Below are 15,544 nucleotides of genomic sequence, written 5' to 3'. Positions count from 1 at the left end.
ATTTTAGAGATTATGTAGTATACTACATAATTAGCAACTAAGAAAGGAAAGGAAAATGTCTGATCACTTTTTAAACCAACTTGGTCCCAAAATTAAAATAGCCAATACCGTAATTGAAAAAGAGCTGAATAATCGGTTTGCAGAAATGTTTAAAAAATATTCTTTAACGGGTGCGCAAATTTCATTATTGGTATTTTTATATGATTCAAAGGGTAGGACGATTACCCAAAAAGAAATAGCGGATACTTTTGTCTTAAGCCACCCCACGATTCGTGGAATCGTTAAGCGTCTTGAAGACAATAATTTGATTGCTACTTCCCACTTAAAAAATGATCAACGGCAAATTGTTTTGACATTAAGTGCTAAAGGTTTTGCTTTGCTTGATGACAACATTACTGCAATTCATGAAATTATGGATAAGGTCAATAAGCGGATTGTTGCTGGTTTATCTGACGCAGACGTTAAGCAATTGGGACATATTTTAAATGTAATTATTGGTAATTTTTAATTGTTATTTTTATAAAAAGTGTAGCATGCTATCTAAAAGGAGAAAATAATGGAAAAAGAGGTAAAAAGCGTTTCTGGTCATAAACGAGCAGTAATGATGACAGTACTGCTTTTTGGAGCGTTTGTTGCTTTATTAGCAGAAACTTTTTTAAATAATGCCCTGCCATCAATCATGAATTCATTTGGGGTAAGTCAAGCAACAGCGCAATGGCTCACTACTGCATATTTACTTGTGGTCGGATTAATGATTCCAATCTCGGCGTGGATTTTTGCGTCTTTTAGTTTAAAGCAAAATTTCTTAACCATGATGGGAATCTTTTGTATCGGTTCGGTTATTTGTATTTTCGCCCCAAACTTTTATGTATTATTGACCGGACGAATTATTGAAGCCGTAGCTGCTGGAGGCTTAATGCCGTTTATTCAAAACGTAATTTTGCTGATGTTTCCACCGGAAAAGCGTGGGTTAGCGATGGGCATCACCGGCTTTGTCGTTGGCTTTGGCCCGGCGGTGGGACCGACAATTTCGGGTTTAATTTTAAAATATGCCGAATGGCAAATGTTGTTTGTTATTTTGAGCGTTACTAGTGCAATCGTGATGGCTTTTGGGCTTTTTACGATACAAAACATTACAACAGCGCACCTTGATTCAACTGATGGTATTTCGTTTTTAGAATCAATTCTGGGTTTTGGCCTGCTTCTATATGCTTTATCAGAAATTGGTAATACTGGTAAAATTACACTGCCGTTAATCTTGGTGTTTGTCATTGGGATAGTCATTATTTGCCTATTTTGTCACCGGCAATTACACATAGTAGAGCCACTGCTTGATATTCGCGTTTTTAAAAATCGGCGTTTTAACTTGTGTACCTTGCTTAGCACCATCAGTAATATCGCAATGGTTGGAATTGAGTTGGTTTTACCTCTTTATCTTCAAACAACGCGTGCGGAAACCGCGTTAATTTCGGGACTAGTAATGATGCCCGGGGCACTAATTATGATAATTTGTAATCCGATTTCTGGTACTTTATATGATAAATACGGAATTAAGCGGTTATCTTTATTCGGCTTTGTAATGCTATTATGCGGTACGTTGCCAATGCTAATCTTTAATGCTCAAACGAACCTGGTTTTAATTAGTTTGTGCTATGCAATGCGCATGGTCGGTATTTCGTTTACCATGATGACTACTTTTACTGCCGGAATTAATGAAGTGCAAGCTGATTTAACGGCTCATGCCAATGCAGCTTCCTCAACAATTAGACAAATTGGGGGATCGCTTGGCACGGCTTTAGCAATGCTAGTTGTAACTTTGGGAGCAAAGAATATGGTTGGAACTAAGGCAGCGCAGCTGGCAAACGGCTATCATTTAGGCTTTATCTTAATGCTTGTTTTTGCCATTATTGGCTTTTGCTGTTCATTCTTTTTACCCTCGGCTAAGGAGGAACATAAGTAAATTATAAAGAATCTGATGATTAAGCTAAAAATGCTGAGTGGCTGAAACCGCTACAGCATTTTTTCATTGCAAGCGACTAAATTACTCATAATTGCTCACTTTTGCATGAAAATGAATTTTTTTGAGCAAAAATGATTGCTTTTAGCGAGCAACGCGCATAAAATTACCCAAGGAGGTGAAGGGAAAGTATGCTAACGCAAAAGCGCCGAAAATTAATCGAGAACTACATTAACCAACATGAATTATGTCGGGTCTGCGATCTTTCGGAATTGACAGCGACCTCAGAATCAACGATTCGTCGAGATTTGATTCAGCTCGAAAAAAAGGGTTTAGTCAAACGCGTTCATGGCGGGGCACAATCAGTGAAAAATTTTGCTCACGATGTTTCGCAGCATATTCGCTTCACAATGAATCACGATGATAAAGTTCGCATTGCCCGGTATGCGGTTAAGCATTATGTGCACGAAAATGATTACCTATTTATTGATGCGGGAACAACCAGCTATGAAATGGTGCCGTTTCTCGCGGAAGTTCCGGGAGTCACAATTGTCACTAATGGGATTGAAACAGCGCTTAGTGCTGTTGGGCACGGCATTAGTACCATGCTTTTAGGCGGCAAGATCAAGGAGGATACTCACGCGGTTGTGGGCGAATCCGCACTTCAGCAGCTGCAGAATATGAATTTTGCGGCTTGTTTTATCGGTACCAACGGGATTGATCGTCTAGGCAATCTAACCACACCGGATCCCGAAGAAGCGGCAATCAAGAAAATGGAAATTGCTCGGTCAGATCATACTTATGTTCTAACTGATGCTTCTAAAATTGGTGAACGCAATTTTGCCATTTTTGGCAATGCTAAAAATATTACCGTGATTACGACCGTGTTAAACACGCAACATAAAAATACTTTACCTGCTAAAGTAGATTTGAAGGAGGCCAAATAGATGATATATACGGTTACTGTTAACCCTGCTTTGGATTATGTCATCCAATTAGAAAAGGTGGAAAGCGGCAGTGTCAACCGTAGCAATAATTGTTCATTTTTAGCTGGAGGTAAGGGGATTAACGTCTCGCAAATTCTTAACCAGTTAAAAATTGATAATACTGCTTGGGGCTTTGTTGGTGGCTTTACTGGCAAAGAATTGGTCCGGCAATTAAATCAGCGCCGCATTGTCAATGACTTTGTCACTATTTCTGATGATACGCGGGTTAACGTTAAGGTACATGCCCAAGCTGAAACAGAAATTAATGCTGCTGGACCTAACATTACTGATCAGGAAATTACGGCTTTTAAGTCACGCTTAAGTGATTTACAAAAAGGCGACATTGTTGTCTTAAGTGGCTCTTTGGCACCTAGTCTTTCGGTTGATTTTTACCAAGAATTATTACCTGAAATTAAAAATGCGGGTGCGGAATTTGTAATTGACACAACTGGTCAGGCTCTACTTGATACGCTTAACTACAAGCCATTAGTAATCAAGCCAAATCACCATGAACTTGCCGATTTGTTTGACACGACTTTTTCATCTGATCAAGATATGCTTGAATGTGCTCATAAGTTACTCGACATGGGTGCACAAAATGTCATGGTTTCAATGGCTGGCAAGGGCGGCTACTTGATTACTCAAGATCACTTCTACCACGCCAAAGGTGCAGTTGGAACTGCTGTTAATTCCGTTGGTGCGGGTGATTCAATGATCGCGGGCTTTGTCGGAACTTACGTTAAAACTAAGGATCCGGTTGAAAGTTTCCGTATCGGAATGGCCTGTGGTGCTGCTACAGCCTTTACCAAGGATATTGCGGTCATGAGCCAGATAGAAGCGGTCTTACCACAAATTAACGTGGAAGAAATTTCGTAATGAAGGAGAATTCAAATGCAAATTAAAGATATTTTAGCTCCTGAATCGATGATTATGTCGCTTAAAGCGACAAACAAAGAAGATGCAATCAAGGAAATGGCTGATTTGGAAGTCAAGACCGGGATTGTTAATGATGAAGATGAATTCATCAAATCGATTTGGGCACGTGAAAATGAATCAACAACTGGTATTGGCGATGGCATTGCAATGCCACACGCTCGTAACAAGGCAATTAATAAGGCTCGTGTTCTTTTTGCCAAAAGTGAACAAGGAATTGATTATAATTCACTTGATGGCCAACCAGTTTATTTATTCTTTATGATTACCGCACCAGATGGTGCTGATAATACTCACTTGCAAGCTTTGGCTAAGCTATCAGGCTTACTGATTAACCCGGATTTGGTTGCGGCATTAAAGAATGCCCAATCACCTGAAGAAGTAATCAAGCTATTTGAAGATGCTGAACAAAAAAGCGATGCTGATAAAAAAGCCGAAAAAGAACAAGCTGCTAGTGCAAGTAATAGCGGTGATGCAGACAAGCCGCTAATTGTTGGGGTTACTGCATGTATTAATGGGATTGCCCACACTTATATGGCACAAGAAGCAATCATTAAGGCCGGTAAAGCACAAGGTGCTGATGTTCGAATTGAAACGAATGGTTCCGAAGGCGTTAAGGACAAGTTGACCGCTGACGAAATTAAGCGGGCAAAGGGTGTTATCATTGCCTCTGATAAGAAAGTCGACATGCCCCGTTTTGACGGTAAGCCATTGATCAGCCGACCTGTTGTTGACGGTATTAATAAACCTGACGAATTAGTTGAAACTATCCTTGATTCAAAGGCTAGTGTTTACCATTCCGATGGTCAAGCTGCACAAGAATCCGAAGACTCTAAGAAGGGCTTCTGGGGTTCAATTTACCAAAACCTAATGAATGGTGTTTCTCACATGTTGCCGTTTGTTATCGGTGGTGGTATTTTAATGGCTATTTCCTTCATTGTGGAAAACTATGCTGGCGGACCAAAGTCACCTGCCTTCATTTTCCTCAACAATGCCGGAAATATGGCCTTTGCCTTCATGGTGCCAATTCTTTCAGGTTACATTGCTGAATCAATCGGCGACTTACCTGCTTTAATGCCAGGTTTCGTCGGTGGTTTTATGGCCACTGTCTATAGCGGTGCCTATGGTGGTGCTTACGTAGCTAATGTCTTAACTAACGCTAAGTCACCAGCTGGTTTCCTTGGTGGTCTTGCATCAGGTTTCATTGCCGGTTACTTGGTAGTTGGCTTGAAGAAATTGTTTGCTAAGTTGCCAAAATCACTTGAGGGTATGAAGCCAATGCTTATTTACCCAATTCTGAGTTTGCTGCTGATTGCACTGATTATGTACTACATTGTTAACCCAATCTTCAGTACAATTAACTTTGCAATTACTAACTTCTTAAACCAAATGGGTACTGGTAACTTAGTTGTTTTGACGACCATCTTGGCTGCGATGATGTCAATCGATATGGGTGGACCTTTCAACAAGGCTGCTTATGTCTTTGCATCAGGTGCGTTTGCCAATGACCCTCATTCAACGGTTGCTGCCGTAATGATGGCTGCAGTTATGGTCGGCGGAATGGTACCACCATTTGCTACTGCAATTGCAACTACTTTCTTCAAGAACAAGTACACTGAAGATGAGCGCCGTGCCGGAATTACTAACTGGATTCTAGGTTTCTCATTCATTACCGAAGGTGCAATTCCATTTGCTGCCGCTGATGCTGGTCACGTTATTCCATCATGTATCATCGGTTCAGCAGTTGGTGGAGCTTTAGTTGGCTTCTGGCGCATCGGTGTTCCCGCACCTCACGGGGGTCTTTGGGTATCACCACTTGCTAACCACATTTTGCTCTACTTTGTAGCTACGATTGTTGGTTCAATTGTGGCCGGGGTGATCTTGGGCTTATGGAAAAAAGCAATTAAAACCGAAAATTAATTAATTTACCAATTCGTTTAAAAACGTCACTTTAATAGGTGGCGTTTTTTTGCTAGCAAAATTAGTGCCATTAATTAACCGCCACTTAATAAATAAAAGTGGTAATTTAACCCCGCATTTTTGCCATTTGACCTGTCAATTTTGGCAGTTGAATCCGATTTCTCTAAGTTAAACTAGATTATATGTAATACTAAAGTGTTAAAAAGGGGATAGTTCAATATATTAGTGAGACGGAGAATATCGTGTTTAATTTATTCATTTTGCTGGCGGAAAGACTAGGAATAATCATGATTCTTGCTTTCATGCTGGTTAATATGCGCTTTTTCAGAAACTTAATTGAAAAAAGAACACTAAAGTCGCAGATTTGGTTATTCGTAATTTTTTCCTTATTTGTTGTTATTGCCAACTTAACCGGAGTGGAAATTTCTAGCTCAAAAGAAATTGTTACGCCGCTAATAATTACTGGCTTGCCGCAGACCGATTCAATTGCTAACACCCGAATGCTGGTTATTACCACTGCTAGCTTAACTGCAGGTCCCTATGTTGGCATGCTGGTGGGGCTTGTTGGCGGGTTGCACCGGGTTATCTTTGGTGGCTTTTCCGATTATTTTTACATTGCTAGTTCAGTTCTGATTGGCTATCTTATTGGGGTTCTGGGAGACAGGGTAAAAAAGAATAGTCTTTATCCGTCATCTTTTTGGGTTGCCGTTTTATCATTGTTCGCGGAACTGATCCAAATGGCCTTTATCTTTGCTTTTCACGGCTTTGGCCTAATTAAACTGATCTTTATTCCGATGATTTTGTTAAACACAATTGGTTCCAGCCTGTTTATTGAGATTTTAAAAACTTATTTATCAAATGAACGGCAACTGCGGGCAGTGCAGACAAAGGATGTTCTGGAATTAACCAATAAAACTCTGCCCTATTTTAGACACGGCTTGGATCTTAATTCGGCCGCTCATGTCTGTCACATTATCAAAAAATATACAAAGTTTGATGCCGTGGGTTTAACCGATAGAGTTAACGTCTTAGCCCATGTTGGTGCCGGCCAGGACCATCATATTGCTGGCGAACCAGTTATTACTGATATGTCAAAAACGGTAATTGCGACGGGCAAGGAAAAATTGGCTCATTCTAAAGAAGAAATTGGCTGCCCGCACAAAGGCTGTCCCTTAACATCGGCAATTGTGTGTCCTCTTCAAGTTAATAAGAAAACAATTGGTGCCTTAAAACTATATTTTTGTGAGGGAAGAGAGATGACCGTAGTTGAAGAAAATTTAGTGCGTGGTCTTGCCATGATTTTTTCCGGTCAATTGGCAATCGGAATTACCGAGCAGCAGACCGCGCTACTCAACGAAGCAGAAATTAGGGCGCTACAAGTTCAGATTAATCCCCATTTTTTCTTCAATGCGGTTAATACAATTGTTGCCTTAATGCGGGTCGACGTTGATCAGGCTCATGATGCTTTAATGGAATTAAGTACATTTTTTCGGTCGAGCTTAAAGAATGGCCAGGCTAAAGAGGTTACGCTTGAGCAGGAAAAGCAGCACGTAGAAGCATATACTAAGATAGAAAGCCTGCGCTTTCCTAATAAATTTACAGTTAACTACCAGATCGAAGTTCCAAATGAGACTTTGCTGCCGTCTTTTTGTCTTCAGATTTTTATTGAAAATGCGATTCGGCATGCTTTTAAAGGGCGTAAAACCGGTAATCAGATTAGGGTCAATCTGAACAGAAAGGGTGCAAATCTTGCAATCAGCGTTAGTGACAATGGTAGCGGAATTGATCCGCAGATTTTAAGCAGGCTAGGTCAAGAACCAATCAGCGAATCAAAGGGGAGTGGACTGGCACTTTATAATTTAAATAAGCGCTTAATCAATTTATACGGAACATCTAGTCAGTTAAAGGTGTTAACTAGTGCAAATGGCACAACATTTAAGACGACAATTCCGTTAAAGTTGGCCAAAAAAGCAAATTAATAAAGAGGGGAAACTAAGATGAAGATTTTAGTTGTTGATGATGAACCACTAGCAAGAAATGAATTAGCGTATTTAATTAAAAAAAGCCCGGCCATGCGGGGACAGGCAATCAAACTTTATCAGGCTGAAGACATTAAAGAAGCGCAAGGAATTCTGTTAAAGCATCAGATCGACTTAATGTTTCTCGACATTTCGCTCAATGAGGAAAACGGTTTTGAACTAGCTGAAGAATTAAAGCAGCTTACATATTCGCCTATCATCATTTTTGCAACTGCCTATGATGAGTATGCAGTTAAGGCCTTTGATGTTGGCGCATTGGATTATGTTTTAAAACCGTTTGAACAAAAGCGGATTGACCAGGCATTAGCCAAGGTGGTTAATATCTTAAATGTGCAGGCTACTAAGTCGGTTCAAACTAAAACTGACCGTGAGGTTTTAAGCATCGAACTAGAAGACCGAAATGCCGTAATCAAAAAGCTAGATGTTATTTCCGCTAGAATTGATAATGGCGTTTTAACAATCGCAACTAATAAGCAAAAATACCAAACTAAAAAGACCTTAGCGTGGATTGCTAAGCGGCTGACGGATCCACGTTTTATGCAAGTTCACCGCAGTGCTGTAGTCAATATTGAAGATATTAAGGAAGTTCAGCCTTGGTTTAACCATACTTTGCTGTTAATTATGAGTAACGGTGATCGAATCCAAGTTGGCCGCTCTTACCGCAAAGATCTGAATGAGCGGCTGGGGATGTAAAAAGAAAAAATAGGACTTGTGAAAGTTGCTAGGTGCAGTTCACAAGTCTTTTTTTGCAGTTCGCCGTTAAATCGCTTTCAAGATAATATTTTTCCGTTAAGGTAGTTACTGAAGGCAATCAAAGATGTAATGAGAAAGGAAATGGCTTATGAAGAAGGGAAAAGCAGAAAAAACAAAGTCAGCGCCGATTTTGGTTCAGATGTTTATTTATGCTGCAATATTATTTGCATCCCAGATAATATCTGATTTAATGCCAAAATCATTTCCAGTGCCAACGCCAGTCATTGGGTTAGTTTTACTCTATCTCTTGCTAACCTTTCATCTTATTAAAGTTGAATGGGTTGACTCGTTTGGAAGTGCGTTGATTTCGCTGATTGGTTTTATGTTTGTTCCGTCAGGAATTTCACTAGCAGCTAATCTGAAGATAATGGAAACGCAAGGAGTGCAATTAGTAATTGTAATTATTGCTTCAACAATTATTCTGCTGGTTGTCGTTGCTTATACAACACGGTTTTTTAGCTGGGCTGTTCATAAGATTACTAGCAACCAAACTAGTATTGTTGATCATAAAAAAGTGGGAGGTGTTAAATAGTGAAATATATTGCAAACCCATTATTTGGCGTTTTCTTATCATTGGTCCTTTTCTTGATTGGACAATGGCTATTCAAAAAATCCAAGGGATTTTTCCTCTTTCAGCCACTTTTTGTCAGCATGGTTTTGGGAATTGCCGTTTTGGTTATTCTGGGCAAGTATTTTAATGTCACGACTGCGACAGTTTATGCTAAAGCCTATAAACCAGGTGGCGACATCATTTTTTGGTTTATTACACCGGCCACAATTGCTTTCGCTGTACCATTGTATAAACGTAATGATGTTGTTAAGAAAAATTGGCTCGTCATTTTATTGGGCTTAATCGTTGGTACTTTTATTTCAATGGTATTAATTACTTTAGTGTCTAAGGCAGTTGGACTTGATAAGGTTGGTATTAGATCAATGCTCAGCCAATCCGCTACTACTGCTGTTGCAATGCCGCTCACTTCTTCAATCGGAGGCAATGCTTCAGTAACCGCCATGGCATGTATTATCAATGCGGTTGTAATTTATGCTCTTGGCAAACAATTAGTGGACTGGTTCAAACTAAACAGTGATCCGCTAGGAACAGGCTTAGGGCTAGGAACTGCAGGCCACACGGTTGGCTCTGCTTTTGCCTTGCAACTAGGATCAATTCAGGGAGCAATGGCGGCTGTCGCCGTTGTAGCAACTGCTTTAGTTGATAATTTGTTGGTTCCAATCTTTTCACATATGATTGGATTATAGATTTAGAATTAGAAGATTTGTTTATACGTTTACTTACACTAAAAGCGTGCGGGAATTTCTGCACGCTTTTTAGTTTGTAGGCTTGCATAATAATCTGGAAAAAGAGCATGAAATATCTGTCTTTTGTGTATAGAACGAAAAAAACATAAATTTATAATAATATTAACTGATCAATTTTTAAATTAGGATGAAAGCGCTATTTTATTATGCAGGAGGAAATTATGCATGAAAATACAAGATAAATTCTTAAAAGGTGCTCAAGCGATACAAAATAACATTTATGTTAAGTCAATCTCAGATGGTTTATTATCATTAATGTCAATTATTATATTAGGTGCAATCGGTAGTTTAATTAATAATCTTCAAATACCAGTTTATCAGAAATTACTTGTTTCACTGAACCTAAAACCGATTTTGAGTATACCAGCAAATGTAACAATTAACGTTTTAAGCTTATATGCCACGTTTTTAATTGCAAATAAGTTTTGTGAATTAAATGGTAATGAAAACAAAAAATATGGACTTGAAGTTGGAATAATTGCGCTAGTCAGCTTTTTAATCGTAACTCCATTTAATGTTGACAAATCTTTCTCAATTACAGGAGTTCCGAGTGAATGGTTAGGCGCTAAAGGCTTATTTACATCATTCTTAGTTGCATTAATAGTAGCTAAACTTTATCTTTTTTTGAAGAAAAAGGGTTGGACAATTAAAATGCCCGATGGGGTTCCTCCTACTGTATCAAGTTCCTTTGCTGCACTAATACCTTCTTTTATCATAGCTTTTGTTTTTTTGGCAATCAGATTCTTGTTCTTAGCCACTAAATTTCAGAGTATGCAAAACTTTATTTATACAATAATATCAACACCATTGACTATGCTTAGCAACAATGCGTTTACAATGATTTTATTGGTTTTTTTGACTCAGTTGTTATGGATATTTGGTATTCATGGCGTTATGATCGTTGTCTCTGTTTTTATTGGAATTTGGATGCCGCTTGACGCTGCTAATCTTGCCGCATTTAATGCTGGACATGCAATTCCTAATATATATACTGGAGCAATATACGGAATGGCGACTTTTGCTGGTTCTGGTTTAACGATTGGTCTTTGCATTGCAATGCTAACGGCTCATAAAGAACAATATCGGATTTTAGGTAAACTATCTTTAATTCCGAACTTGTTTGGTATAAATGAGCCTTTGATTTTTGGAACGCCAATCGTGATGAATCCGATATTAGCAATACCATTTATTCTGACCCCTTTAATTGGAATAGTAATTGCTATTTTAGGAATTAAAATGGGTCTGTTACCTATTCTTCCAGGAATTAGCGTTCCTACTGGAACACCGATTATCCTTCATGGCTTTTTAGCTGGGGGAGGTAGCATTGCCTGGGCTATTTATGAATTAATCATAAGTATAATGAGTTACTTCACATATTTACCATTTTTTAAGAAACTTGATTCTGAGCCTGAAGCAAAAGAATAAATACTTTAAGATAAATGTTAAATCGGTATGATTGAAAGGAAAATATGAGTAATAAAAGATGTACAAAAACTTTTCCAGCTAATTTTTTGTGGGGAGGGGCTACTGCTGCTAGTCAAATAGAAGGAGCATGGAAAGAAAAAGGGAAAGGGGTTACGATAACTGAGGTTGTACCACAACCTAATTTCAAGCAAAAGTTGGCATTTCCAGAGGTAACTAAAGACAGTATTAAGCGTGCATTAGCTGATCATAATGATGCTCGCTATCCAAAAAGAAATGGAATTGACTTCTATCATTCTTATCAAAAAGACATTCGCTTATTGCACGAAATGGGCTACCGTGCATTTCGGTTTTCTATTTCTTGGGCAAGAATTTTTCCAAATGGAATTGAAGAAAATCCTAACCAAGATGGTCTCCAATTTTACGATAAAATTATAAATGAGTGTTTAAAATATCATATTGAACCAGTAGTAACGATGCACCATTTTGATTTGCCGTTAAACATAACTTTAAAACAAAATGGTTGGGCAAGTAGAAAAACAATTGATTTGTTTACAAAGTACACTGAGGTAATTATTAATCGTTATAAAGGAAAAGTTAGATATTGGATAACTTTTAACGAAATAAATTCTGGTACTTGGGGGTTTGTCGGTACTGGAGCTTTAGAGGATGGACTTAGTAATAATCAAAAACTAAATCTTCGATATCAGTCTTTGCATCATATGTTTCTTGCGAGTGCATGTGCTGTTAAGCAAGTACACAAACTTGACCCAAATGCACAAGTTGGCTGCATGATTGCTAAAGATTTAATTTATCCTTACTCCTGTGACCCTCAAGACGTTCTTTTGGCGCAGAGAAAAGAAAATTTAAATTATTTTTGTAGTGATGTTCAAATCAAAGGCAAATATCCTAGTTTTATGAGTAGGTATTTTAATGAACATCAGATTCAAATTGATTGGGAGCAAAACGATCAGAAAACTCTTGAAGAAGGTAAGTGCGATTTTTTGGCATTTAGTTATTACTCATCTTTAACAGTCTCAAGCTCTAAGCAAGACAATAGTCAACATGGCAATATGGCGCTAGGAAAAGCTAATCCATATTTAAAGAAAACACCTTGGGGCTGGCAAATAGATCCAATTGGACTGCGTATTACTTTAAACGGTTTTTGGAATAGATATCAAATCCCGCTGTTTATTGTTGAGAATGGGTTAGGAACTGCAGATAAGGTTGAAAATGGAGAAATTCATGATTCCTATCGAGTTGACTATTTGAAGCAACATATTGCACAAGTGCTGGAGGCAATTAAAGATGGAGTAAAAGTAATTGGCTATTTAATGTGGAGTCCCTTTGATTTAGTTAGTGCGTCCACTTCTCAAATGTCTAAGCGATATGGCTGCATTTATGTTGACCTAGACGATAATGGCAATGGCACTTTGAAGCGAATACCTAAGGATTCTTTTTATTGGTATAAAAAGGTCATTGAAACTAATGGAAAATTAATTGAAAATAATAACTGACATAAAATTATTTGAGCAGAAAAAGTGAAGATCAAGAATCTGGGGAGAAATTAGTTCTTTGAGCAAAAAGAGCAGGTAATACACTGAAAAAAGTGTTTTGCCTGCTTTTTACTTCTTTACGCAACCCAAGTTAATTATTAGACTCTTCCTAGAGCATATTGTTAGAGTAAAGAAAACAACTGCTTGATTAGATGAACTACGTGCATACTGGCGTAAAAGTTACTAATCATGTGGTAAGAAATCTTCTGCCGGTTAACCATATACATCATGGGCAGATTTTCGGTAAGCATTTAAGCGACACCGCGTCCATAAATGCTTTACGACTTTGAAAACCAATAAAAATATATATCAGTTACTATAATAAGCAAAGCTAAAAGAACTAATTCCGATTGAATATCGGGAATTAATTCTCAACTGAAATTTATTAAACTGTCCTAAATCTTGAGGTTCACATTGCAAGTTCAGCATTTTTTGTTAGCCTAGGAGAATTGTTTCTTCTCAGGCTCTGTTTAGTGTATAATGGTTATTAATTGTAAGTAACTTTTATTGCTGCGACGGTCCAATTTATGTTATTAAAAAAATAAAATAGAAAAGGAATGACAACAATAATGACATTTGCTAAATTAAGGAAAATTTTTACAGGTACGGCTTTAATTGGTCTGGTTCTCCTCTTACTCAGTGCTTGCACGCAGAAACCACAAAAAAGTAGTAAAATTTCGATTATGACTACGACCAACGTTTATGCTGATATTGCTCAAAATGTGGTGGGAAAATATGGTACGGCACAGGCAATTATTAAAAACGCCAATGCTGATCCACACGACTTTGAGCCAACAACTAACGATGCCAAAGCATTATCAAATGCTGACATTGTTGTCGCTAACGGATTAGGTTATGATGGCTGGATGAATAAACTTGCTTCTTCGGTTGATAAAGAACCGGTGCTTGTGGGTGAAGACCTAATGAATTTGAAAAAGGGCGCTAATCCGCACATCTGGTTTGATTTGACTATGCCAACAAAGTATGTTAATTACTTAGTTAGAAAGCTCAGTAAAAAAGATCCACGTCATGCAAGCTATTACCGTGATAACGGGCAAAAGTATTTGCGTAAAATAGCTCATATTCAAAAATCGGCTTCTCAAATAGATGGTAAGAATAGCAAGCCAGTTTATGTTAGTGAACCTGTGTTTGATTACGCATTAGAAGCCGCTCACTTAAAAGTCGCCGATCAAGAATTTGAACAAGCAATTCAGAATAATACGGATCCAAGTCCTGCAACTGTCCGGGCAATGTCAGAGGGAATTAAGCAGCGCAAGATTGCTTTCTTTGTTGCTAATTCACAGACTTCTAGTTCAACTGTTAACAGTTTTATCAAGTTGGCTAAAGAGCAGGATATTCCTGTTCTCTATGTCCGGGAAACAATTCCTTCTAAGACAACTTACCTTGAATGGATGACTGAAAATTATCAAAAATTGGCTGCTGTAGCCAAAAAATAGTTATTACGAGGAAAGAAAAATGAGGAAAATAATTGCGGCTTTAGCTTTTGCTGCAGGAATAACAGTTCCAACTGTCACTGCAGTTGCAACTAAGCCAGTAGCAGTTCATGCCAGTTCAATTAATGATATGGCTAAGCAAAATAGTTACGGAGGCATAACTTACCTCAACCAAATGTTGCAGCAAAAGGGAATACCATTTAACGATTTTCAAGCCCAAAATAAAATTAATTATCGTAATGGTAAACCTGAAGGTGTTGTTATTCACGAGACAGCGACGCCTGGTGCTTCAGCCTATAATGAGGCAATTTATTTTAACCGCGAATGGATGAATATTTATTCGTATGTTCATGCTTTCGTTGACAAGACTGGCGTTATTCAAATGACGTCAACTGATTATGGCGTTTGGGGCGCTGGTCCGCAGGCTAATAATCGCTTTTTCCAAGTAGAATTATGTGAAGAAAATAATCTTTCTGACTTCGCCAAAAGTGTTAATAATGACGCAATTTACGTTGCACAAGTGATGCGTAAATATAACTTGGTACCAGATAATGCCGTCCATGATGGCAAGGGAACTGTTTGGTCTCACCGCGCGGTTTCTCAATTTTTGGGTGGAACTGACCATGGCGATCCTGATGGCTATTTTGCTAAATGGGGTTACTCGATGGACGACTTTTTTGACCTCATCAAGTACTATTATGATAATGGCTCAGCTGGTAGCGTAACTCCAGCTCCCACACCGGTTGCGCCGCAGCCAACTAAGCCTAAGCCAACTGCACCAACAGCTCCCACACTACCTAAACCAGTTGGAACTAAATTGTTAATGCATAACGCTTTGATTTACGATCAAAGCGGTGTCAAAACTAAGCAGGCAACTAAGAAGGCTGGGACTAAGTTAACAGTTTATGGCACGAAAGTTATTAAAGGTAGAAAGTACTTGCAAGTTGGCACTAATCAGTATGTTGTCGCAACTAATGTTGACGGCAGCTTAAGGCTCCTAAAGCATAATGCTTATATCTATGACGAAGATGGTATCCGCATTGGCACGGATAAGTTATTGCGGGGCAATTATGTTAGAACTTATGGCGGGCGCGTCAAGATTCATGGGCGCAAGTACTATATTATCGATAATGGACAATTTGCTAAGGTTGGCAATTTTAAATAAAAAAGTTTCAGAGGTGCAATTTGTCTGATATTTTAACAGTTA

General features: G+C 38.4%; 13 protein-coding genes. All 13 read left to right on the top strand.

Going from position 1 to position 15,544, the window contains the following annotated elements; all coding sequences use genetic code 11:
* Positions 1 to 55: 55 nt before the first annotated feature.
* The 13 genes from J3U71_RS08215 (at position 56) to J3U71_RS08155 (ending at position 15,502) form a co-directional block, all read left to right on the top strand.
* Positions 56 to 508 carry a MarR family winged helix-turn-helix transcriptional regulator gene (locus J3U71_RS08215; RefSeq protein WP_220220215.1) on the top strand — a complete coding sequence of 151 codons (453 nt, stop codon included), beginning with the start codon at positions 56 to 58 and terminating at the stop codon, positions 506 to 508.
* Between the two features lie 48 nt (positions 509 to 556).
* Positions 557 to 1,960 (top strand): MDR family MFS transporter, encoded by a 1,404-nt coding sequence (locus J3U71_RS08210; protein ID WP_267393771.1) that lies wholly within the window; start codon positions 557 to 559, stop codon positions 1,958 to 1,960.
* 188 nt (positions 1,961 to 2,148) lie between these two features.
* Positions 2,149 to 2,904, top strand: a complete 756-nt coding sequence (locus tag J3U71_RS08205; protein ID WP_220220213.1) for a DeoR/GlpR family DNA-binding transcription regulator — start codon at positions 2,149 to 2,151, stop codon at positions 2,902 to 2,904.
* On the top strand, positions 2,905 to 3,819 hold the full coding sequence (pfkB, locus tag J3U71_RS08200) for a 1-phosphofructokinase (RefSeq protein ID WP_103752969.1): 915 nt from the start codon (positions 2,905 to 2,907) through the stop codon (positions 3,817 to 3,819).
* A 15-nt stretch (positions 3,820 to 3,834) separates the two neighbouring features.
* A complete protein-coding gene (locus J3U71_RS08195; protein ID WP_267393773.1) occupies positions 3,835 to 5,796 on the top strand; it encodes a PTS fructose transporter subunit IIABC in 1,962 nt (653 codons plus the stop codon).
* Positions 5,797 to 6,083: 287 nt separating this feature from the next.
* The gene (locus J3U71_RS08190; protein ID WP_267393849.1) at positions 6,084 to 7,775 is read left to right on the top strand and encodes a LytS/YhcK type 5TM receptor domain-containing protein; all 1,692 of its coding nucleotides are present in this window, start codon (positions 6,084 to 6,086) and stop codon (positions 7,773 to 7,775) included.
* A gap of 18 nt (positions 7,776 to 7,793) precedes the next feature.
* Positions 7,794 to 8,528 (top strand): LytTR family transcriptional regulator DNA-binding domain-containing protein, encoded by a 735-nt coding sequence (locus J3U71_RS08185; RefSeq protein ID WP_267393775.1) that lies wholly within the window; start codon positions 7,794 to 7,796, stop codon positions 8,526 to 8,528.
* A 148-nt stretch (positions 8,529 to 8,676) separates the two neighbouring features.
* Positions 8,677 to 9,120 (top strand): CidA/LrgA family protein, encoded by a 444-nt coding sequence (locus J3U71_RS08180; protein WP_220268555.1) that lies wholly within the window; start codon positions 8,677 to 8,679, stop codon positions 9,118 to 9,120.
* Positions 9,120 to 9,845, top strand: coding sequence for an LrgB family protein (locus J3U71_RS08175; protein WP_220220208.1), 726 nt, complete (start codon positions 9,120 to 9,122; stop codon positions 9,843 to 9,845). The genes J3U71_RS08180 and J3U71_RS08175 overlap by 1 nt, the downstream gene beginning before the upstream one ends.
* 225 nt (positions 9,846 to 10,070) lie before the next feature.
* Complete coding sequence (locus J3U71_RS08170) at positions 10,071 to 11,330, top strand: PTS sugar transporter subunit IIC (RefSeq protein ID WP_267393779.1); 1,260 nt, start codon at positions 10,071 to 10,073, stop codon at positions 11,328 to 11,330.
* A gap of 44 nt (positions 11,331 to 11,374) precedes the next feature.
* Positions 11,375 to 12,844, top strand: a complete 1,470-nt coding sequence (locus tag J3U71_RS08165; protein WP_267393781.1) for a glycoside hydrolase family 1 protein — start codon at positions 11,375 to 11,377, stop codon at positions 12,842 to 12,844.
* Positions 12,845 to 13,440: 596 nt separating this feature from the next.
* Positions 13,441 to 14,340, top strand: a complete 900-nt coding sequence (locus J3U71_RS08160) for a metal ABC transporter solute-binding protein, Zn/Mn family (RefSeq protein ID WP_374106524.1) — start codon at positions 13,441 to 13,443, stop codon at positions 14,338 to 14,340.
* Positions 14,341 to 14,359: 19 nt separating this feature from the next.
* Positions 14,360 to 15,502 (top strand): SLAP domain-containing protein, encoded by a 1,143-nt coding sequence (locus tag J3U71_RS08155; protein WP_267393783.1) that lies wholly within the window; start codon positions 14,360 to 14,362, stop codon positions 15,500 to 15,502.
* Positions 15,503 to 15,544: the final 42 nt, after the last annotated feature.

The organism is Lactobacillus sp. B4015, from assembly GCF_026536055.1.
Lineage (GTDB): Bacteria > Bacillota > Bacilli > Lactobacillales > Lactobacillaceae > Lactobacillus > Lactobacillus panisapium.
Note: the sequence above shows the minus strand (reverse complement) of the source record. Positions and strands in the feature narration are given on the sequence as shown.